Here is a 21562-nt window from a genome sequence, read left to right as displayed (position 1 = left end):
TCACAGGCGCAAAGCCGGAAGGAGGCTCCATGGCAGACAATAACAACCATCGCGCAGCGGAGCTCCCGCTGACGCCGCATCCCGCGCTGAAACGACTCGCGCATCTGTTGGGCACGTGGAAGAACGAAGGCCTGGTCCCGGGGACCTCGACCTACCGGATGGGACTGGGCGGCCACTACCTCATCCAGGAGTTCGAGGCGACGACCCCGCGCGGACGCAGACTATCGGGGATCGAGTACATCACCTGGGACGATGAGACGCAGACCTTGCGTTCCCATCTGCTGGCCGACGACGGCAGCAACTTCGCCTATACCCACCAGACCGACGACGATGGGACTTGTTGGACCTGGTTCGGCGGCAAGGACTCGGACAACTTCTTCAAGGGCAAGCTGAGCGAGGATGGCGGCACCATCACCGGCCGGTGGCAATGGCCCGGAGGCGGCTTCGATGTCGTGTCGCGGAAGACGGGCGATTGAGCGAGCAAGCCCGGTGAATTCCAAAACACGCGCGGCTTCGGCGATGGGGCGGGCCCTGTTTGACCCGAACTCAAGCGCCGCTAGGGTTGCCCCCAATTGGCCTGCGGCGGGCAACACGTTAAAACGATTGCTTCACGGCTGGGCCATTGCGCCCGTGGAGCACCGACATGTCACGCATCGACGTGGGCGTCCCAACCCGTCATTTTCCGCAGGATATTCCCGCGCAGCCGGCCGCGCCCGTTCAGGCCCCGGCTGAACAGCCCGCAGCGCCGCAGCCCACACCGGCCCAGCGCACCGACCAGGCGCTGAAGAACTATCAGGCGGCTATCACCCAGCGCGACAAGGCCGTCCAGGACGCGGAGGGCATGCATGAAAAGGCCGAGACCCTCAAGACTGAGCAAGCCAAGATCAGCGAAGCCAAGCGGGAACTCGACGCCGCCATCGCCGCGGAAATCGGCCCGCAGGTCGATCAGGCCCAGGCCGGCGTGCCCGGTCAGTTTCGACGTCCCACCGGCGAGTTGGTGAACTCGTACGGCAACGTCATCCTGCAACGCCATGCGAACGAGCCTGCCGTACAGGCAGTGCTGAAGCAGTCGATCGGCGACTACCAGGCCGCACGCCGCGCGGACGAACTCATTCCCACCTTCCACGGCGATATCACCCCGAAGGATAAGTTCGATTCGCTCAAAGCCTTTTTGAAAGGCGAGCCTCCTGAAGTCGTCGCGAAAGTGATGCAGGATCCGCGCGTGCAGCAGTGGGTGAAAGACGCGGGCGCCTGGGTGGCCGAGCCGCTCAACGGTGTCGACAAGGGCGCGGGCAATTTCCAGGCGAAAGCGGCCGAGTCCGCGCAGCGGCTCGCCGACACGGTGGAAGGCTTGCCGCCGGAGCTGGCGACGCAGATCGCCAAGGAAAGCTTCCCCACCATCGAGAAGATCGCGGCGATGCCGACGGTGTATCGCGGCGATGCGATCACCACGCCCAAGGGGCCGTTCGAGAATATGTCGCGGGTGGTCGGTGCGTTGGGCGACACGCCGCTGAATCAGAGCCTGCGGCAGGACATCGCCAAGGCCTATCTCAAGAGCGATGACGTCAAGTACGAAGGCTTCGTCGGTACCGTGCTCAAAGCCACCAGTGCGGGCGCGAATCCGGCCTTGGCCATCGAACTGGCGAGCCAGCTGAAGGCGGAGGGGCGCGGCGATTTCGCGGACAACATCCTCAAGGTCGCGGCGGATGGTGCGCTGAATCACCTCAACCGCCCCGATGGCCCCAAGGCCCAGTTCGACAAAGCGCATCAGGCATCCGTCGACAAGGACACGCGTCTGGCCGAGCTTCTGGCCAAGAGCGGACCGCTGACGACGGAGCAACAGACGGCGTTCATCAAGGCCTATCGCAACGACCCGGAGAACCAGAAGGTCTACAAGGCCGAAGCCGAAGCCGCGAAAACCTTGGCTGACGAGCTCAAGGTGAACAAGGAAGCGCTGCTGTTCGCGGCGGGTCGCAATCCCGAGGCCGCGCAGAAGCTGTACGACAGCATGAAGGCGCTGAAAGACTCCGGCCAGGGAGCGGTGGCGCTGGAGTTTACCGTCGCCATCCAGAAGGATCCCAGCTCCGCGGTCGCGCAGGCGTTCAATAAGTTCGGCGACTTCAACGGCGATTTCACCGAACAAGTCATTGCCGCGGCCGCGGGCCAACTGCTGGCGAATCACAACGGCGATCCCAAGGGCGCCTTCGCCGAACTCAAGGAGATGATCGACCCGCTGCTGCCGCTGGCGAAATCCATTCCCGGCGTGCTGAACCTGAAAGACGGCATCGAAGCGGTGAAGCTGGCGTCGGAAGGCCGCTTCGATCGACTGGCGCAGCTCACCGCCAACTACGAAAAACTGCCTCCCGCCCTGCGCGGTCTCGGCGCGGCGGGCGTGGTGTTCGGCGCCGCCAGCGGCTCGGCCGGCCTGAAGGATGGCGACTACGCCAAGGCGGTCAACGGCTTCGCCGCCGCCGGCCACGCCGGCGCCAAGACGCTCGCCGCGGCGACCAAGAGTCTGGCCGATGCCGGCAAGCTTGCGGCCTACGGCGATTCCGCCCTGTCGTTCGCCAGCTTCTCGTCGAAACTGGCGCCCGGCCTGGGCATCGTTGCGAGCGCGGCGTCTGCGGTGTCCAACGGCGGCAAGCTGTTCGGCGGCGATGCGTCCTACGCCGTGTCGTTCGCGGGCGATGTCATCAGCGTGCTCGGCGGCGCGCTGGAATACACCGTGGTGCTCGCACCGGTCGGGCTGATCGTGCAGGGTATCGGCGCCTTGGTCGGACTGGTGGGTGGCCTCATCGTCGGCCATGCCAAGGAAGAAGCCTTCAAGAACGAGCAGAACAAATATCTTGAAGCGGCCGGCATCAGCAACGACAGCACCCGCAAGGCGCTGATCGACAGCGATCCCGAACAGGTCAAGAATCTGCAGGCGCTGGGATTGAGCAACGACCAGATACAGGATCTCGCCACGAACTATCCGCAACTGCTGGAAAGCCACCACGGCCACGGCCCGCCGGTGTCCAACCTCAAGTCGATGCAGCAACGGCTGAACCTCAGCGGTGGCGAGCTGTATCAAATGCTCAAGGCGGCCGATGCGAACGGCCCGCCGGGTGAAGGTTCGGCCGCCCTGCTGCATGTGCTCACGCACACCTCATGGTTCCCGCGAGTGGGCAACGCGCCTACGCGAGCGGACCTGGCCAATGCGTTGGAGCAGGAGGTCAAGGACATGCATTCCGACGAAATGGCCAAGGCCCTCAACCAGGCGGCGCAGTGGCTGCGGACGCACTGAAGAAAAAAGCCTCGGTGCATTTTCTCTCCCATCGTCGCCGGTTTGCCTTCCGGCACGGCGATCGCGCTTGCGGCCAAACGGCTTAATACGAGCGTCACCATCGTTCGGCAGCATGCACAAACCACTCGGCGTATGGAGCATGTGATGAAGATGAATAAATGTGGCCTTTCCACCGCGGCATTCCTGATCTCGATCGCTTTCAGCACAGCCGCCTTCGCGGACCGGTACCGATACGAAGTCATTGGAGAGGGCATCGGACACACGAGGGATGAGGCGTACGACGCAGCGTCGTATGACGCCAGCCGGAAGTGCTACTTGAACTGGGGACAGTCCACGCAGGAGCAGACGATCCTGGTCGAGGAACAGCAGCCGGACACCGGTTACTGGTACGTCAAATTGGCGGAAGGTTGCATTTCGGAAGACTGAGCCGAGGCTGCTCTGGATTTCACGACCGCGCCTTGCGCCAATGAGCAAGAACCCAATCCAGCGCCAGCGCCACCGCTACGAACAAGAGCAGCACGAGCCCGGAAAAGATCACTCCCAGCATCGCCAGAACCCACAGCATCAAACCCGCCGATTGACCGACGTCGAATCACGCTCCGTGCGGGGCGCCGATATCGATCGTTCAAGCTGAAATCCTTTCGATCCCGAAGACTCAATGGTCGGATTGAAGTCGCTTGATACCGTCCTTGGGGCCAGAACGTCAAAAACGGTTGGCTGCGGATCGTGGTTGATTCCTGCGGGCGCCGATTGGTCGGCCGACCACGCGCGCGGAGAAAACCGGCAGAGCGCGGCCGGACGCGAGCAACCGGCCGGTCACGGGCTCCGTGGTTCGAAATCGGAATGCATGCCCAAGGCTGCGTCAGCGCGGGCAACGCGGCTGTGCGCGTCATGCCCGAACTCAAGCAACCCGTGACGACGTCGACGCCAGCGCCCTAGCGCGCCGAAAGCAAGTCCGGGATCTCGTTGGATGCATCGACGATTGCCGCGATGGCGTAGCCGTTACGCGTGATCGCCTCCACCGTTTCGGCGACCGTCAGCCAGTTCTCGACCCGAACGATCTGCGCGTCGTGTTCGATGTCGCGCTCGAAATTGATCCGGCTGCCCAGGTCGGCGCGCAGTACCGCCTCGGTGATCGCGCGCCTGGCCTGCGCATCCATCGCGCCCTGCAGTCGCAGCCTCATGGCACGGTCGCCTGCTCGAACGCGGCCACGTCCGCAGGTTCGTCCGCTTCGCGCCACCATGGCGTCATCGCCTGCGGGGAATGCAGGTCGACGCGTTCGCCCATGCGCGGCGTCGTCAGAGCGACGCTCCGCTCGGCCGCGAGCGTGGATACGCGCTCGAAGGGTTCGGTCCACGGGTGCATCGCCAGGTCGAAGGTGCCGTTGTGGATCGGCAGCAGCCAGCGGCCGCGAAGATCGAGATGCGCCTGCACGGTCTGCTCCGGTTGCATGTGCACGTGCGGCCAGTTCGCGTCGTAGGCGCCGGTCTCCAGCATCGTCACATCGAACGGGCCGAAGCGGCGTCCGATCTCCTTGAAGCCGTCGAAGTAGCCGGTGTCGCCGCTGAAGAACAGTCGCAGCGACGGCCCGGTTTGCGGTTCGTCGACAATGGTCCACGACGCCCACAGCGTCTTGTCGCTGTCGAACAGGCCGCGACCGGAAAAGTGTTGTGCCGGCGTCGCGATGAAGCGCACGCCATCGATGGTGGCGCCCTGCCACCAATCGAACTGCCGCACCTTGGCCGGATCGACGCCCCAGGCGATCAGCCGGTCGCCCACGCCCAGCGGCGTGAGGAACACTCCGGCCGTCTTCGCGAGCTGTTGGACGGTGTCGTAGTCAAGATGATCGAAGTGATCGTGCGACAGGATCACCCCGCGCAACGGCGGCAGGTCGGCGAGCGCGATCGGCGGGGCGTGGAAGCGCTTGGGCCCGATCCACTGCACCGGTGAGGCGCGCTCGGCGAACACCGGATCGGTGATCCACCAGCCTCCGCGCAGCTTGATCAGCATGGTCGAGTGCCCCAGCCGGAACAGGCTGTGATCCGGCGCCTGCGCCAGGTGCTCCGGGGTGAGCGCGAGAACCGGCGGCACGGCGGCCGGCACGGTATCGGCCGGCTTGTTCCACAGCGCGTCGCCGATGATCCGGAGCATCTTCCAGAACCCCGTGGCCGGCCGGGGATCCGGGTTGCGGAAGCGTCCGTCCGTGAACTGCGGCGAGCTGGCGTACCCGGCGACGGGCAGGTTGGTCTTGGCGGCGGAAAGCAGGCAGGTACTCACGATCAGGGCTCCGGTTAGCAGGCTGATTCGGCGAAGACGCGAGGGTCGAGGCATGGGCCGAGCAGGCTGACTGAATGGTTACACTGCTCAGTGTAGTGTACTTTTTGAAAAAGTAAACCCTTCGGTGTAACCTGTCGCCATGACCGCTCCCGCTCCCGCTCCCGCCCGTCTGACCGACCGCAAGCGTGCCGCCATCCTCGAGGCGGCCGCGGCCGAGTTTCGCCAAGCCGGCTACGACGCCACCAGCATGGACCGCGTCGCGGCCAGTGCCGGCGTCTCCAAGCGCACCGTCTACAACCACTTCCCGAGTAAGGAAGCGTTGTTCGCGCAGATCCTCCAACAGTTGATGGAGCGCGGCATGGCGTCCCCGGAGCTGACCTACCAGCCCGACCGGCCGCTACGCCCTCAATTGCTCGAACTGGTGCAGCAAAAACTGCAGTTGCTGCACGACGTGGATTTCATCGACCTGGCGCGCGTGGCCATCGCCGCGGTCATCCCATCCCCGGAGCGTGCGCAGGAAATGTTCGCGCGCATGGGCGACAAGGAAGAAGGCTTGACTGTGTGGATCCGCGCGGCGGCCGCGGACGGCCGCTTGAAGACGCAAGACCCGCTGTTCGCCTCGATGCTGCTGCAGGGCATGGTCAAGGGCTTCGCGTTCTGGCCGCAGATCACGCTGGGCCAGCCGATGTTGACGCCCACCCAGCGCAGCCAGGTGGCGGACACCGCCACCGATATGTTTCTGGCGCATTTCGCGCCCACGTAAGCGCGTCGGTGGAAGACGGAAGTATCCGGCCGCGCGATCTGGCCGATCCGCTGCAAGGTCTTGTCGGTGATCGCCCCGTCGCCGCTGGCTGGATGTCGTTGCGCCGCGTCAGGGTTCGAACACCGAACACCGTCGACATCGCATCGGAGTATGCAATCGCGAACGCCTTCGCCTGCTTGGCGCGTACCCCGTGCTTGATCAAACCTGCGACGCGGTGGGTACGAACGGATGCGCTCGATTTTGGACGGGCGGTCGCACCAATCCGCCGGCCTGGGGGGTACGATCGAGGACGATCTCCGCGCAGCTGAAAAGGCCGATGAAGTATCGAAAGGTGCGTAGTGCGAGATTGAGGCGGCACTTATCGGCCGTGACGATCGGATGCATCGCGCGTCGGCGGGTCGGATCGTGAGTGGACCACGATTTCCGCATTTCCTGAAAGGGACGCCGTGACAGACGACATCCCGACACTTCCCCGCAAATGGCGATTTTTTGGAGGACGGAAGACATGCAGACCAAAGTGATTTTCGCGCTTGCGTTTCTATCGGTTGCCCTTGTCGGTCGAGCCGCCGAGCCGGGCGTGGTGGCATTGACGCCGTCGGAGATGAAGTGGTCTTCGCAAGGAGGATTGGCGTTGCCGGGCCTGGAGCAGGCCACACTCATCGGCGATCCGACCAAACCTGGGCCCTATACGATCCGCCTCAAATTTCCGGCGGGATTCAAAGTCGCGCCACACACCCATACCGATTCACGCGAGATCACCATCCTCTCGGGCAGCTGGTACACGGGTTATGGCGAAAAGGTCGACGCCGCGGCCCTCAAGAAATTACCCGCGGGCAGCTTCTATACCGAACCCGCTGGCGTCCCTCACTACGTCGAGATACGCGAGCCGACGGTGATTCAGGTGAGCGGGATCGGGCCGAGCGGCCGCAAGTTCGTCGGGCCGGACGCACCCAAGTGAGTCCTGATCGGGTGCGGGCGCGGCACGTGTCTTGATCGAGATGGCTGTCCGGGCGGTTTGATTCGCCGCGGCGCACGACGGCATGCGCATCGGAGGCTTCGACCTTCGTGCTTCCGATGCATGCCCGAACTCGTCGCGATCAGCACGCGGCGCTTCTGCGACCGACGCGCGAGCCCGGCGGTGTCGTTCGCGTCGCCGCCCGGTTCACCAGACGTCAGCCGAAAGAGCGCCTCACTAGATATCATCCCAAGCCAGGAGAAGTCGGTGATAGTCCGTATCTCGAAAGGCACTTACCCCGCCGGCATCCACGCTGAAGTCACGGCGCGAATGAATGCGGCATCGCAAAGTCTTGTTCCAGCCATTCGCAGGCTCCCAGGCTGCCTCGGCTTTTATGTGGCGACAGAGGAGAGTTCCTCGACGATGGTCAACGTAAGTATCTGGGACGCGCTCGAACAAGCCCAGGCAATGAGTACGCTCGCCGAGATGTCTGCGCTTGCGCAAGAGTTCACCGCCTTGGGCGTTCAGTTCGAGCGTCCGATCATCAACTACCCGGTGCTTTGGACGCTTGCGTGAGCGGGAAACCCTAAGGCGGAACTCAAAAGCGAGGACTCACTTATGAACGGCACGTCGATCCCCGCGCATTTCACCGACGCGCAAACCCAAGCCAATACCAAAGAAGCCGCCGAGGCGGCGATCGAGGCGCTCGAATCCTTGTATGCGGTGTCGCCTGGGGCTGCCGGCCTGGTCGCGCATTCGGCCACCGCATACTTCGACGGCATCACTAAGCTCGCGTTGGTCAGTCAGGCGATATTGCTGAAGGAAATGGCCCACGATCTGGCCGACACGAACCCGCACGAAGCCGCAGAAGACGCACTCGGCGCACTCGCCACGGATATCTTCATGGGCGCGGCCGCCGCCATCGCCGCGGCGGCGGGAGCGCTCGAAGCCGCATCGGCCGATTTCGCCGTCGATCGGATCGACCAGAGCATCGCCAAGTACTCCGAGTTGCGGCGCAAGGGCGGGGTCTGAGCGCACAAGCGAACGCGATCAGAAATCCGCGCGGATGCCCAGGCTGATGCGGCGGCCGGACTTCTCGTACATGGTCGGGAACGAAGGGTCCATCGTGTAGCCACTGGTGGCCTCGTCCGTCATGTTGATGCCCTTCAGGCTGAGCTTGATGTTGTCGGTGATGCGGTAGCCGATGGAGAAGTCGACCTGGCCGTAAGCATCGCGCCAGATCGGATACATGTCGTAGCCGATCGCCTCGACGTACTCGCCCTTGTGGTTGTACGACACGCGCGCATCGAAACGATCGTTGTCGTAGTAGAGGGTGAGGTTATAACTCTTCTCCGCCAGACCCGGCATCGGCGTGAGGATGCCGAGGTCCGACTCGCCGGCCAGCGAACTGTCCAGCCAGGTGTAGTTGGCGGCGACGCCGAAGCCCTGCAGCGAGCGGTGCAGCGCGCCCAAGGGAACCTGCGCGTTGAGTTCGACGCCGTCGACCTTGTAGGAGCCGCTCGCATTCACCGGCTGATACACGTCGAAGTCGTAGCGGCCGTTGAGCGTGCCGTTGGCGTTGTAGACGGCCACGTCGGGCACGACGCCGGTGAAGGCGTTGATCACCACGCCGTCGATCTTCTTGCTGAAGTACGAGGCGGCCAGCAGGCCGCCGTCGCCGAAGTAGCGCTCCAGTCCGATCTCCCACTGTTTCGCGTAAGTGGGCTGCAGGTCGGGATTGCCGTCGGTGTAGCGGAACGAGCTCCAGCTCGCGGTTCGCTTGTAGGCGATGTCGGTCAGCGCCGGGCGAATCATGGTCTTCGATGCCGCCGCGCGCAGCAGCAGGTCGGGCGCGAGTTCGGCGGTGAGGTTGAGGCTCGGAAGCAGGTCGTCGTAGCTGCCTTTGCGCGAGACCGGCGCGTCGGTGTAGCCGGTGGTCCCGTTGCCGTTCTGCACTTGGTGGTAGCCGGACGACAGCACCGAGGTGTCGAGATAGCGCGCGCCGCCGTTGATCGTCACCGGAACGCGGCCGATGTCGAAGGCGAGGTCGGCCATCGCGTAGAGCGCGGTCACTTTCTCTTCCACTTGGTAGTACTGGCCGTCGTCGAACGGCGTGACGAAGCCTGGGTAGCGGAAGGCGCCGCGCGCGTAGTCGTTGGACACCTGCATCCAGTCCAGGTCCTTCACGCTGTACGTGCCGCCCGGAGCGATATCGCCGATCGACTGCAGCGGGCTGTCGGCCAGCGTGCGGACGTTGACCCACGCCGTGCTGCCGGCGCTGGGCCCGGTGATCTTCAGCTCGCCGTAGTTTCGTTCCTTCTTTTTGTCGGTGTAGCGAGCGCCGAACTGCACGCTGCGCAAGGCCGGGGCGAAGGCCAGGTCCAGCGTCTTCTTGAAATCCAGCTGCGCGGCGTACTTGTCGTCGGTGACCTTCTCCAGCGTCGTCTCGTACGCTTCGAACAGGTACTTGCGCGGCGCGTTGTACATATCGAAGCCGGCCGAGGAGGCGCTCGCGATGGTCTCGCCGCTGCGGCCGGTCCAGCGCGTGCGCGAGGGCGCGTAGGCTACGTGCTTGAGATTGGAGAAGTCCGTGGTCTTCTTCGCCCCGGAGTAACCCGCCATGGCGTCCAGGCGCCAGGTGTCGCCCGACCAGTCCATATCCACGCTGTACTGCGAATAGTCGGTCTTGCTGATGCGCTCCTTGCTCAGGAACTCGTGCTGCGTCGCCGTGTACGACACATCGCGCAAGACGACCATGCCGTACTGCGACAGCGTATCGGCATCGTACTCGTGGATGGTGTCCAAGGTACTGCGGCTGGAGGCCGAGTAGGCGGCCGCGTCGTACTCGTCCTCGGTGGCGTCGTAGCCGCCGAGCATCGCGTCGAAGCTGAGCGTGAAGCGGTTGCTCGGCCGGTACTGCAGCGAGCCGGTGGCGCCCCACTTGTCCTGCTCGTTGACGTAGACGCGGTCGCCGACCTTGTCCTGGAACACGATCCGGTTGGATTCGGCGGTGTTGTTGCGGTTGTTGATGACCACGTCGGTATCGCGTTCCAGCACGGCCTCGGCCTGCGCTCCGCGCGTTCCCGAGACGCCCAGGAAGCGCGACATCGGGCGGAAGTTGATGCCCGACGTCGAGTCCGTGCGATTGGTGCGCTTGGCCTTGGAGAAAGACACCAGCCCGCCCCAGTCGCCCCAGGTATCGCTGGCCAGGAAGGCGAACTTTGGATCGGTCTCCTCCGAGATCGAGTTGTGCGCACCTTCGGCCGACACGACGAGCCGGCGGCCGTCGTAGTCGAACGGACGCGCGGTGGAGATATTGACGGTGCCGGCGATGCCGCCCTCTTCGTCGGCGGCGGTCGGCGATTTCTGCACCGTCACCTGCTGGATGATCTCGGAGGCGAAGATGTCGAATTCCACATCGCGCCCACCGCTGCCGGATGCGGTGGCCAAATTGTTGATCGAAACCTGCGTGTACTCGGAGGGCAGGCCGCGCACGTTGACCTTCGTGCCCAGCCCTTTGTTGCGCTCGATGGTGACGCCGGGCATGCGCTGCAGCGCCTCGGCGAGGTTCTGCTCCGGGAAATCGGCGACGTCGGTGGCGACGATGGAGTCGGAGAAACCGACGTTCCCGCGCTTGAGGTCGACCGCCTGCTCGAGGCTGCGGGTGTAGGTGCCGATCACTTGCACGCCTTCCAGTTCCGTCGCCGCCCTTTCCAGCCCGGGCGCTGCCTCGGGTGCGGGAGCGGGCGGGGAGGTGCTTGTCGTCTCGGTGGGCGGGGGCGCGGCGGACGCCGTGTCGGGCTCGATGGTCACCGTGCTCTCGTTGACGAAGCGGTGGCGCAGCCCGCTGCCAGCGAGCAGTCGCCGCAGTGCCTGCTCCGATGCCAGTCCGGCCGGAATGGCGTGCGTGTGCGGGTTGCCCGTGGTCTGCTCGCTATAGACGAACTGGAGTCCGGTCTGGCGAGAGAGCGCATTGAGTGCGCGGTCCAACGGTTGCGATGCGATGGCTTGGGCCGCAATGCGGGTGTCCTGCGCAATGGCCGGAGCGGCCTGCAGCGCGAGGGCGATCGAGAGGAACAGAAGTCGGCGCATCGTGAGATCCAATAGGGTGTATTCGGCGGCGCGGACGGAATCGTTCGCGCATACCAGGACTACGAGGGCGCAAGGCGAGAGTCGGGCACCGGTTTGCCGATGAATTTTTTGTTACAGGGCCACGGCCGCGCCGGGCTGTACGCCTTGCAGGCGCCGAAAGCCTCAGCGTACGGCGGTCGCGCCCGGTTCCCGCGGCCGCGCGCTTACCTGGATTCCGCCGGGCGAACGCCGCGTGACCAGGCTCGGTTGCTGGTCGAGGAAGGCGCGGATCGAGTCGAGATCGTCCGCGCGCAGGTTGCCGGTCAGGCGCAGCGCGCCGGCCGCCCCGTCCACGTCCAAGCGCTGCGTGTTGAGACGGTTGAACTGGTCGGCGACGTCGCGCAGGGCCTCGTCGCGAAACACGATGCGCCGCGTCCACCACGCCGTCATGGTGTCGGGGTCCTCGTCGCGGACGCTGACCGCATGGTCGCGATAGGCCACGCGTGCGCTCTGGCCCGCGCGCAAATCCGCCAGCAAGCCGCCGGCTTCGTCGTCGCCGGCGATATGCACACGGCCTTCGGTCACCGCGATGCGCGCTTGCTCGCGTTGCAGCGACACGTCGAAGGTCGTGCCGATGTCGCGCACCACCAGGCCTGCGGCATGCACGGAAAGCGGTCGGCGGTCCTCGGCGACGACGAAGCTGGCCTGGCCCCGTTCCAGCTCGACCCGGCGCTGCCACAGGCTGAAGCGGATGCGCAGCGTGCTTTCGGCATTGAGGTGGGCCACGGTGCCGTCGGGAAGCTCGATGCGAGCCGGCGTGCCGTGTGCCGCGACGTAGCGCGCCGACTGCGGCCATCCGACCCGCACCGCGGCGCCCAGGGCCAGCACGACGGTCGCCGCGATCGCGAGGCGGCCGCTGCGCGCGCGCGGCGGCTCGGCGCGGGTACGCACGGGCCTGACGGGTAGAGCGACGACATTGTTGCTCGCCGGGGCAGCGCGGAGCTCCGCGCCGGCCGTGTCGGCGGGCAGCTCGAGCACCGCCTCCGCCAACTCGGCGGCGAACCGGCCCACCGCCATGTATTCGCGCAGATGGTCGGGCGACGCCACCAGCCAGTCCATGAAGCGCGCCTGCTGGTTCGCGTCGAGTCCGCCCTGCCGCTGCAGCGCGTACCATTCCAGCGCTTCCTCGGCGATACGCGCAGTGGGCGGCGACCGTTCCATAGTCACTCCTTCATCTCCTCCACCATCGCGCGGCGGCAGAACGACAGACCACGCACCACGTGCTTCTTGACCATATGCTGCGATACGCCCAAGTGGCTGGCGATCTGCTTGTAGCTCAGCCCGTCGCGGTACTGCATGACCAATACCGTGCGCGTGCGTTCCGGAAGCGCAGCCAGCAGAGCCAGCAGGCGATGGCGTCGCTGCACGCGCTCGGCGGCATCCTCGACGCATTCGCTGCTGGCCAACTGTAAGCCGAAATTCTCGATATCCTCGGTGGAGTACGTCGTGCGCTGGCGCCGAACCGCGCGTTCGCGCGCAAGGTTGAGGGCGACCGTGAACATGTACGCTTCCGGGTTGTCGATCGCATCGGCCTGTCCCTGTTGCGCGCGCAGCAGACGCAGCCACGTCTCCTGCACCAGGTCTTCAGCCTCGTCGTTCGCGCCCCGGCGCATGAAGAAGCCGCGCAGCACGGGCGCTTGCTGGGCGAACATGCGCGCCCATCCCCCCGCCCGTTCGGCGGCCATCGCGCGTCCTCCCCCTGGGGTGACGCGCAACGCTACGTGCGGCAAGTGACGGTTCGATGACTGGATGGCCAAGCGGAAGGCGTCATGCGCCACGGGCGACACGGCGTCGTAGCCGTGCGCTATCGCGGTTCGTCCTAGAACGCCTCGCTAGCGCTGACGCTGTTTGCGTTGTCGAAACTGGGGATGACGCACCGTCAATTGATGCCGGCGAGGGGGCGATTGCGCGCGATGCGTGGTAAATCCCGCGCCAACATGCGCGAATCGCCGGCCTCCGCCTCATTGAGACCACTCCCTCGGCAAGGAGCCTGGACTGTGTCGCTTGACGGCATTGCTCAAGCCTTCCGCTGGAGATTCCGCCATCCACGAGGCGGCCATACGCCTGCGGCATCGCAACGGTTGCGTTGTCTTGCGGCGAGCGAAATGCGGCCGCGAGTACAGGATTCTGTGCTGATGCAGGACAGTCGAAGGATCGGAACAGGCAACAAAATTGCGACGCCATCCGCAACTTGTAAGCGATATGACAGCCGCCACTATCAGGCCCGCCGCGTGACGTGGCATTAGAGCGCAGGTTGCGGCATCGCTGCCGCACTCGATAGTACGCCGGTCCATCAGGGACATGGCGAGGCCGAGCGGACCGGCGCGCGCGATACGTCCGCATATCGCAGGGAGAGGGGGCGTCCCCTCTCCATCGTCTGTCACCAGCCGGAATCGAAACGTGGCCATCACTCCGCGACATCCGTATACAAGCACGTTCACCCGCACCGTTATCGAGATGGCGCGCCGCGCCCTGCCGGTATTAGTCGTCGCCGCTGCCGCCTTCGCACCGGCCGCGCAAGCGCAAGCGCAAGCGCAAGCGCAAACGCGGTACGCCGCCGAGGGACAGGCGCATGCCGGCCTGTTCTGGCCGAGCGCGCCGCCTGCGCCGATCTGCGGCAATACCGCGCTGCTGAGCGGCCCGGCGACGGCGCCCGCCGGCGCGGTGGTGGTTCCGGCCGGCGACAACAGCGGCTTCAACTTCAATCGTCCCGGCGCCACCTTCTGGTTCGAAACCGGCGTGCATACCTTCGCCGACGACCTCTACGGCCAGATCATCGCCCGCGACAACGTCACCTATGTCGGCGCGCCGGGCGCGATCCTGGACGGCCGCAATCTCAATCTATATGCCTTCACCGGCAGCGCCCAGCACGTCACCGTGCGCTATCTGACTATCGTCAACTTCGGCCGCGGCACGGACAACAACAACGAGGGCGTGGTCAATCACGATGCCGGCGATCATTGGCTGATCGAGTACAACACGATCCAGAACAACGACGGCGCCGGCGTGTTCCTCGGCAGCGACAACGTCGTGCGTTACAACTGCCTGAAAGACAACGGCCAGTACGGCTTCAGCATGTTCAAGCCGCCGGTCGAGGGCGATTCGGCGATCAAGAACATCGTCCTCGACCACAACGAAATCGCCGGCAACAACACCGACGATTGGGAAACGCGGGAGCCGGGCTGCGGCTGCACCGGCGGCGGCAAGTTCTGGGACGTCAACGGCGCGCGCGTGACCGACAACTGGGTCCACGACAACAAGAGCGTCGGCTTGTGGGCCGATACCAACAACATGGATTTCCTGTTCGAAGGCAACTACATCGCCGACAACGAAGACGAAGGCATCTGGTACGAAATCAGCTACAACGCCACCATTCGCGGCAACACCTTCCTGCGCAACGCCTGGCGCAAGGGCGCGAGCAACGGCGGATCGCCGGCGCCGGCGATCTATTTGTCCGAATCCGGCGGCGACGATCGCTTGCCCAGCACGGTCTCGGGCGCGGCGCTGATCCGCATCTATGACAATTTCTTCGAAGACAATTTCTCCGGCGTATCGATCTACGAGAACGCAAACCGCTTCTGCAATTCCAACGGCAACACCAGCAAGAGCTATTGCACGCCCTTCGTCAGCCCGAACCAGATCGAGGGGCCGTACGATTACGAATACACCCACCCGATCAGCGCCAATCACCCGTGCTACACCCAGGTCGGCGAAGAACCGTTCTTCACCGATTGCCGTTGGCATTCGCGCAACATCGAAGTCAGCTCCAACGAGTTCTACTTCGACCCGGCGAAGGTGCCCTGCGGAACCTCCGGTTACTGCGGCGCGCAAGCCTTGCTGGCCACCGGCGCCGACAATCTGCCGTGGTCGCCGTACACGGTCACCGGCGTCCAGGACCAGGTGATGTTCACCGCCAACAACCGCTTCGCCAACAACCACTACTACGGCCCCTGGAAGTTCGCCACGCGCTGGGGCGATCGGATCAAGTTTTCCGCCTGGAAGGCTGCGCCGTATAACCAGGACGTAGGCAGCACCACCGACCAGGTCGACAATCCGGACCCGCCGAACCCGCCCGGCAACGTGATGGATGCCGACACCTCGCTGTTGGAAGCGTCGATCGGCAATTGGAGCGCCTGGTACAACGCCGAGGTCGCTCGCGTCGCCGAGCAGGCGCATGACGGCGCTTACAGCCTGCGCGTGAACGTCACCGAATCCAATTGGGGCGTGGAAGTCGCCAACTATCCGGGTTACAGCACCGGCCCCGGCATCAAGCACTTCAGCGCCTGGATCAGGGCCGGCGTCGGCGCGCCGAGCAACGTGCGCGTGGTGATCGAATGGCGCAACGGCGACGGTTCGGAGATCGGCAGCGACACCGTGCCGCTGCCCGTGCCGGCGCAGGCCGACGGCTGGCAGAAGATCGAATCGACTGTGACGGCACCGGCGACCACGGCCAGCGCTCGCATTCTGCTGCTCGGCACGGGCGCTACCGGCGCGTCGTTCTATCTCGACGACGTGATGTTGGTGAATCCGCAGAACTGAGGCAGCGCCTTTACAGCGTCCCTCCCTCGCTTGAGGGAGGGATCATCCGGCCGACGCGCTCGCCGAGCTGGCAATGGTTGGTGGCGCGGCGCGCCGCCGGCGACAGCGCCAACAATGCCGGGAGCTGCCCCTTGAGCTCGGCCTCGGATGCCACAGCATCCACGGCACAGACTGCGCACGCCTATCCCAAAGGCAGGAGCAGCCATGGCGATCGCTTCGGCTGCATGCCGCCTTCGCGGCGTGGTTTGCGGTGTAATGATCGCCGTCCGGTCACCCAGGAAGGTAGTGCATGAGGTTGAAGCGATTGCTGCCATGGACCTTGCTGGTTCTGTCTTCGGGTTGGGTGTACGCAGCCGACGCCGCGAATAGTGCCGCGTCCGAGGCCGAACTCAAGACGCAGGTCCAGGCGTTGCTGATGCCGTCGCCGTACCGACTGTCGCCGGCGGCGCGCCGCGGCACGATCCGTTACCGACTGGGCGAGCGCGACGGCGCGGTGGGTTGGTCGTGGCCGCAGACCGGCGAGCAATACGCGGTGCGCACATCCGATGGGCTGGAGTTGACCGTCTGCCGGGATTGCGGACGCGAAGCGGCGCCCGATGCGCAAGCGTTGCGGCGCTACCTTGCGCCGACGCCGTGGCTGCAGAGCGACGACCGCGTGGTCGCCGGTTTCGCCCGTGTCGCCGGCAGCGGCAGCGTCGACGCGCGCATGCGCCGCCTGGTCGCCGCGGTGCAAGCGCACCTGTCCGGGCCGGTGGTCTATCGCGGCTACCACAGCGCGCGCGAGGCCTTGGCGCGGCGCGAGGGCGACTGCACCGAGTACGCGCTGTTGCTCGCCGCGGCCGCGCGGGCGCGCGGCATTCCGGCCCGGGTAGTCGCCGGCGTGGCTTACGGCAGCCGCTTCGTCGGCCGCGCGCACGCGTTCGGACCGCATATGTGGGTGCAGGTCTGGAACGCGGAGCGTTGGGTCAGTTACGACGCCGGTCTGGGTGAATTCGACGCCGGCCACCTGGCGTTGGCGGTCGGCGATGGCGGCCCGGACAGCCTGCGCGGAGCGATGCAGGCGATCGCCGGGCTGCGGATCGAGGATGCGGTCGGCGTGCTGAGTGAGGACCGCGCCCCGAACTGAGGTGTCGCGAGGGCTTACTTGTGCGGCGGCGGTTCGCGCCGCATCGGCAGCTCGGGCAGGCTGTGATCGTCCTCGACCCATTCGGCTTCGTCGGGCCGGCTGATGCCGCCGACGAATACCAACTCCATGCCGGGTTCGATCAGATTCTCGGGCGCTACCGGCGTATGCGCCTGCGACGCGGCGTTGGGCGGAGTCAGCGGCGCCGCCAGTAATGGCGTCACTGGTGCGATGGCGTCCGCCGGGCTGGCGGCTACTGGCCCGGCGATCGCCAGGGCCAAGGCCGTGCCCATCGCCAATCGATACGAAACGCAGACCGGGCCGCTGGCTTGCCGCAACAACTCCGCGCGCTCCGCGTCGCTGCGTCCGTCCAGGCAGTGCACGGTCTTGCCGCACAGGCCACAGTTTCCGTCGATGCGTCGGCGCGCCTGCGCGTCGAGGGGGCAGGGTTGGTCGATCCTGGGGTAGCGGGCCATGGGCAGTTCCTTATGCGCCGAATGAAACGCATTTGTAGCATGCAGCCTGCGTCTTGCGTCGCCTGTGAGAAAAGGTTCCAGGTTCATTTTCGTTTCCGATGACACGGACATTCACGAACACGCGGCGACTAAGCCGGATCGACCGGAGCAAGACAGCCCGAAGGGCGGGACGCAGCAGCCCCGAGATACACCATCGACCCAAACCAAACGCCCCTCGCGAAGGCCTGCCAGCACTGGCGACTTTCGGAGGGACGTGCGGAGAGCGCAGACCAAGCGTTTCTATCCGAATGATGTTCTCTGCCGACGCCGAAAGCGGCCCGCCCGCCACAGACCGTGATGGCGGCGATGGCAGTTATAGCGATGGTCGTGAAGGATCAGGGCGGCATCGCTTGCGCCATCTGCTGGTGATTTACTATCAAATGACGCCCGCAGTACCATCACCCAACTCAAGGAATGGGGATTAAGGGCATGAAGCAATGGTGGTTGATCGGGTTGCTTGGCCTGGCAGGCTCCGTCTCTGCGCAGGAGATACTCTGTCCGACCACGGGCAGGCCTATGTCGATGGAGCCGGGATGCTTTGCAAACAACAACAACACGAATACGGCGCCAGCCCCGCCTGCGCAGCCCGATTCATATTGGACTTGGCCCGTAGGGGGCTTTTCCTTGGGGTTGAACAATGCGGTCGCGGCTTCCAAAGCGCTGGACGACGACCCCAAGTTCAAGGCCTACAAGGCGGGTTTCTGGACGTTCCCCGAGCCGCGGCCAGGTGCTCGCGCTGGCGAGTACTGCATCGCATACTTTTCCAGCCTTGACGGCGCCGCCGGGATCTCTGGCCCGGGTGGAGAGCTCAAGGGCGGGCTGCTTACGTTCTGGCATCCCGACATCCCGAAACCTCCCAAGGCACGCACAGTTCAAGTCACGTTGGAACAGGCAGACGGATCGTCGCACACGGTCAAGGCGATGAATTACACCATGCCGAACGTCGACATCGGATCGATATCGGTCTACGTACCTTCGGCCCAGAATGTGATTGACGGAATTGACGACAAGGCCACCTTTAGAATCTCTCTCGATGGCAAGAAGGTGGTGGACCTGACGTGGCACAGTGGTTTGGAGGCTAAGCGGCATATGCAGTCCTGTGTGGCGCAGGGTGTTGCAGCGCGTCCGTAGCATGGTCCGCAGCCAGGAGAGGGGCGCGAACGGAGCGGAAGATGCCGAATCCTGGCAGCAGGTTTCGGCGCTTGCGGCGACATGCTGATCGCGGTGCGCCGATGAAGAAATCGACGCAACGTGTGAGGAGCAAGAGCCAAGAGCAACGCGTGTATCCGTCGGCACGCCGATGACCGTGATTGTTGGTCTGCTACGTTTGGTTCAGCGAGAGCAGGCTTACCCGCCACCAACCGCAGCGCCATCATCCATCATCGACGTCGGTAGCGTTTAGGGATAAGGGCATGAAGAAGTTGTATGTCATCGTCCTGGCGGGTTTCGCTTTTGGTATGAGCCAGGAAGTGTTTGCGGAAGTCGCGAGTATGACCGGCAGCGCTTATGGCGTCAGCCGCGAGAGTGCGATCGCTGCCGTGAAGAAAAAGTTGAATCATGCTTGTGCAGAGCGCAAGGGCAAGTCCGATACCGGGTCATTCAAGCTGGAGGTCGAGGACAAGATCGTGCACCCCGAGATTCGCAAGCCGTATCACGTTGAAGCAAGCATGAAATGCGACCTTCGGGAAGGATGACCAAGGTATCGGCCGGCCCTCAGTAAAAAGGTACCCCAGACTGTAAATGGGAAGCGACGCGGTACAGGGACGAATCGTTTGTCGACACGATCAAGAAGAAGTTAGACGCCATAGGATGGATCAATGAGCCTGAAAGAGATTTTGTTTGGCGCCGCTTTGATATTTTCTCCGCTGGGCTGCGCGGATGTCTCAGAGCCCGCAGCAGGCTCTTACGCTGAAGCAGAGAGGTACATCATCGAGTGCTCGCGCGACTGGGCTGAGTCCGTCGTGACCGGCGACAGATCCAAGCGGAAGATCTACTTCGCAGATGACTTTGTAGGGACCGATACAAAACGCCGAATCTATGACAAGGCGACGGTCACACGCGAGACGGGCCCCGCGAAACAGAGAATTTCCAACCGACTGGACAGCGTAAAAGTAAGATTCTTTGGCGGCATGGCTATTGCCCACGGGAGTGAAAGCTGGGACAGAAGGGGCGGATCAAAAGGCCACTACGTATGGACCGACGTGTGGGTCCGACGCAATGGTCGCTGGCAAGTTGTCACAGCGCAGGATGCCGCTGCGCCCAGTGAAATAAAGTGAACGAGGTGGCATCCGGGAGTTCGTCCAACCCGAAGCCGCTTCGCGGCTCGACTAAACTCGGGCGTCAGCCTCCAGACTACTCTTCTGGACAGATGAAGCACTATTTCCTCCTTGGCCTGATTGCGACATCGTTTACCGCAGGTGCCGTCGTGAGCCGTGACGACATTGAGGACTCGCGGTATCAGATTCCCGCCTCCTCGCTCCCCGCCTTGGTGGATTTCCCGTGTGAAGGGCACGGCGTTCTGATTGCGCCGCAGTGGGTTCTTACTGTCGCGCACGTGGCCTCACCGCATGCCGTGGCGGAGGTTACGGTCGGTGGCTTACCGCGCAAAGTTAAAGACACGGTCGTTCACCCTGGCTATCGAGCATTGCCCGATGCCTTGGCCAAAGAGGCATTAGCCACTGGCGATTCGTCTAAGGTAATGGCGTTTCTCGCCTTGTCCGACGACATTGCTCTTGTCGAGCTGGAAGAGCCGGTTGCCGACACAAAACCTGTTCCACTTTTCCGTGGCGCTGACGAAGTTGGTAAGACTGTCCAATTGATAGGCAAGGGAGGCACTGGCAAAGGCGGCGAGGGCGAGATCCCTCATGGCCCCCATAGAACAACTCTACGCAGAGCCTTCAATGTCATATCCAGCGCTGATACGCGCTGGATTTCCTATACGTTCGACCCTCCTGAGACTGCCGTACGTCTCGAAGGCATGATGGGTAGCGGGGACAGTGGCGGCCCCGTTCTCATCAGGAAAAACAGGCAGTGGCAACTTGCGGGCCTCGCTTCTTGGAAGTCCGTGCAAGGAGATGTCCCCGGGCGCTATGGTGACGGCGGCAACAACGTCCGTATTTCTCGCTACATAGCGTGGATCGAAAGCGTTGTCTTTTCTAACGATCCAGCGCAGCCCCCGACAGGAGGCTAACAAATCGTTCAAACAGAAAATTCACCGAGGGGGATCTCATCGCCAATCACCCTGTGGCGTTTTCTCTTGGTGTAGTGCTCTTGGTCGGCTCGGCCGGCGCGCTGTATCGGGTCAGTAAAGCACTGCTGTTCCAGCGCCAATCGGATGGAGCATCTCGCGCGACGGCCCACAACATCGCACATGTCTGTGCGGGAGCTGCGTTGCTGGCCATTGGTTACATTGCCAGTACAAATCTTCTGGCGGGAGTTCCCCCGATTTAGTAGCTCATTGAAGCCGAAGCCGCTTCGCGACTTGGCTCAAAACCCAGGTGTTAGGCCTCATGAGAGAGTTCTTCGCTGCGATCGCTCTGCTTGCCCTGCTCCCCGGCCCTGGAATCGCGTGCAGCCTGTACATGTCGCCCGAGTTTCACCCGCGGGCCACCAAACATGCTTCGGCGAAACCGCTTCAGATCAGTGTGCGCGAGGTCAATTTTGTTCCTTGGATATCCGGCAGTGGCACTTGCGACGGAGTCGGCTCCATCACAATCGAGCTTTCCGGTTCTTCTGCTCGCGACATCAACAACTACGGGGTCTTCATCCATGCGAAGACTGGAGCTAACGACAAAGCTCTGTTCCCCACGTACCCGCTTGCCCCAAGACGCACTGGTCGCAGTGGTGCTGACCTGACCTGAAAAAACTGATCCAGATCGATTGTTCATAAACTATGACCAAGGAGATTTGGACCATGCCCAAGAAGCGCTTTAGTTCCGAAGAGATCATCCACAAGCTGCGAGAGGCCGAGGT

Annotated in this window: 20 protein-coding genes; 14 read left to right on the top strand and 6 right to left on the bottom strand. The window is 63.9% G+C overall.

Going from position 1 to position 21562, the window contains the following annotated elements:
• Positions 1 to 29 precede the first annotated feature (29 nt).
• The 3 genes from ACTOWJ_RS28890 to ACTOWJ_RS28880 all read left to right on the top strand — a co-directional run bounded on the left by ACTOWJ_RS28890 (position 30) and on the right by ACTOWJ_RS28880 (position 3712).
• Complete coding sequence (locus ACTOWJ_RS28890; RefSeq protein WP_441338094.1) at positions 30 to 476, top strand: hypothetical protein; 447 nt, start codon at positions 30 to 32, stop codon at positions 474 to 476.
• 167 nt (positions 477 to 643) lie between these two features.
• On the top strand, positions 644 to 3286 hold the full coding sequence (locus ACTOWJ_RS28885; protein WP_441338093.1) for a hypothetical protein: 2643 nt from the start codon (positions 644 to 646) through the stop codon (positions 3284 to 3286).
• Positions 3287 to 3430: 144 nt separating this feature from the next.
• Positions 3431 to 3712, top strand: a complete 282-nt coding sequence (locus ACTOWJ_RS28880) for a hypothetical protein (RefSeq protein WP_441338092.1) — start codon at positions 3431 to 3433, stop codon at positions 3710 to 3712.
• Positions 3713 to 4221: 509 nt separating this feature from the next.
• On the opposite strand, the gene ACTOWJ_RS28875 is transcribed toward ACTOWJ_RS28880, so the two are convergent.
• Positions 4222 to 4470: a hypothetical protein gene (locus tag ACTOWJ_RS28875; protein ID WP_441338091.1), complete on the bottom strand. Its 249-nt coding sequence runs from the start codon at positions 4468 to 4470 to the stop codon at positions 4222 to 4224.
• Positions 4467 to 5618: an MBL fold metallo-hydrolase gene (locus ACTOWJ_RS28870; protein ID WP_441338090.1), complete on the bottom strand. Its 1152-nt coding sequence runs from the start codon at positions 5616 to 5618 to the stop codon at positions 4467 to 4469. The genes ACTOWJ_RS28875 and ACTOWJ_RS28870 overlap by 4 nt, the downstream gene beginning before the upstream one ends.
• A gap of 85 nt (positions 5619 to 5703) precedes the next feature.
• Between ACTOWJ_RS28870 and ACTOWJ_RS28865 the strand changes: the two genes are divergently transcribed.
• From ACTOWJ_RS28865 to ACTOWJ_RS28850, 4 genes are all read left to right on the top strand, one after another.
• Complete coding sequence (locus ACTOWJ_RS28865) at positions 5704 to 6327, top strand: TetR/AcrR family transcriptional regulator (protein WP_441338089.1); 624 nt, start codon at positions 5704 to 5706, stop codon at positions 6325 to 6327.
• Positions 6328 to 6832: 505 nt separating this feature from the next.
• Positions 6833 to 7285: a cupin domain-containing protein gene (locus ACTOWJ_RS28860; RefSeq protein WP_441338088.1), complete on the top strand. Its 453-nt coding sequence runs from the start codon at positions 6833 to 6835 to the stop codon at positions 7283 to 7285.
• A gap of 120 nt (positions 7286 to 7405) precedes the next feature.
• Complete coding sequence (locus tag ACTOWJ_RS28855) at positions 7406 to 7858, top strand: hypothetical protein (RefSeq protein ID WP_441338087.1); 453 nt, start codon at positions 7406 to 7408, stop codon at positions 7856 to 7858.
• Between the two features lie 42 nt (positions 7859 to 7900).
• Positions 7901 to 8314, top strand: a complete 414-nt coding sequence (locus ACTOWJ_RS28850) for a RebB family R body protein (RefSeq protein WP_441338086.1) — start codon at positions 7901 to 7903, stop codon at positions 8312 to 8314.
• A gap of 18 nt (positions 8315 to 8332) precedes the next feature.
• Here ACTOWJ_RS28850 and ACTOWJ_RS28845 read toward each other — a convergent pair whose 3' ends face one another.
• The 3 genes from ACTOWJ_RS28845 to ACTOWJ_RS28835 all read right to left on the bottom strand — a co-directional run bounded on the left by ACTOWJ_RS28845 (position 8333) and on the right by ACTOWJ_RS28835 (position 13098).
• Positions 8333 to 11374: a TonB-dependent receptor gene (locus tag ACTOWJ_RS28845; protein WP_441338085.1), complete on the bottom strand. Its 3042-nt coding sequence runs from the start codon at positions 11372 to 11374 to the stop codon at positions 8333 to 8335.
• 162 nt (positions 11375 to 11536) lie between these two features.
• A complete protein-coding gene (locus ACTOWJ_RS28840; protein WP_441338084.1) occupies positions 11537 to 12574 on the bottom strand; it encodes a FecR family protein in 1038 nt (345 codons plus the stop codon).
• Between the two features lie 2 nt (positions 12575 to 12576).
• On the bottom strand, positions 12577 to 13098 hold the full coding sequence (locus ACTOWJ_RS28835) for an RNA polymerase sigma factor (RefSeq protein WP_441338083.1): 522 nt from the start codon (positions 13096 to 13098) through the stop codon (positions 12577 to 12579).
• 715 nt (positions 13099 to 13813) lie between these two features.
• Here ACTOWJ_RS28835 and ACTOWJ_RS28830 point away from each other — a divergent pair.
• Together ACTOWJ_RS28830 and ACTOWJ_RS28825 are read left to right on the top strand one after the other, a co-directional pair.
• Entirely contained in the window at positions 13814 to 15952 is a 2139-nt protein-coding gene (locus tag ACTOWJ_RS28830; RefSeq protein WP_441338082.1) for a right-handed parallel beta-helix repeat-containing protein, read from the top strand.
• Positions 15953 to 16241: 289 nt separating this feature from the next.
• Complete coding sequence (locus ACTOWJ_RS28825) at positions 16242 to 17078, top strand: transglutaminase-like domain-containing protein (RefSeq protein ID WP_441338081.1); 837 nt, start codon at positions 16242 to 16244, stop codon at positions 17076 to 17078.
• Positions 17079 to 17092: 14 nt separating this feature from the next.
• Here ACTOWJ_RS28825 and ACTOWJ_RS28820 read toward each other — a convergent pair whose 3' ends face one another.
• On the bottom strand, positions 17093 to 17551 hold the full coding sequence (locus tag ACTOWJ_RS28820) for a hypothetical protein (RefSeq protein WP_441338080.1): 459 nt from the start codon (positions 17549 to 17551) through the stop codon (positions 17093 to 17095).
• A gap of 468 nt (positions 17552 to 18019) precedes the next feature.
• On the opposite strand from ACTOWJ_RS28820, the gene ACTOWJ_RS28815 reads away from it, so the two are divergent.
• The 5 genes from ACTOWJ_RS28815 (at position 18020) to ACTOWJ_RS28795 (ending at position 21450) form a co-directional block, all read left to right on the top strand.
• Positions 18020 to 18721, top strand: a complete 702-nt coding sequence (locus tag ACTOWJ_RS28815; RefSeq protein ID WP_441338079.1) for a hypothetical protein — start codon at positions 18020 to 18022, stop codon at positions 18719 to 18721.
• Between the two features lie 281 nt (positions 18722 to 19002).
• The gene (locus tag ACTOWJ_RS28810) at positions 19003 to 19284 is read left to right on the top strand and encodes a hypothetical protein (protein ID WP_441338078.1); all 282 of its coding nucleotides are present in this window, start codon (positions 19003 to 19005) and stop codon (positions 19282 to 19284) included.
• Positions 19285 to 19407: 123 nt separating this feature from the next.
• On the top strand, positions 19408 to 19866 hold the full coding sequence (locus tag ACTOWJ_RS28805; protein ID WP_441338077.1) for a nuclear transport factor 2 family protein: 459 nt from the start codon (positions 19408 to 19410) through the stop codon (positions 19864 to 19866).
• A gap of 92 nt (positions 19867 to 19958) precedes the next feature.
• Positions 19959 to 20780, top strand: coding sequence for a trypsin-like serine protease (locus ACTOWJ_RS28800; protein WP_441338076.1), 822 nt, complete (start codon positions 19959 to 19961; stop codon positions 20778 to 20780).
• Between the two features lie 319 nt (positions 20781 to 21099).
• Positions 21100 to 21450, top strand: coding sequence for a hypothetical protein (locus tag ACTOWJ_RS28795; protein ID WP_441338075.1), 351 nt, complete (start codon positions 21100 to 21102; stop codon positions 21448 to 21450).
• Positions 21451 to 21562: the final 112 nt, after the last annotated feature.

Source organism: Lysobacter sp. CA199, assembly GCF_052078715.1.
In the GTDB taxonomy this organism is placed as follows: Bacteria; Pseudomonadota; Gammaproteobacteria; order Xanthomonadales; family Xanthomonadaceae; genus Lysobacter.
This window is presented reverse-complemented; position numbering and strand designations above follow the sequence as displayed.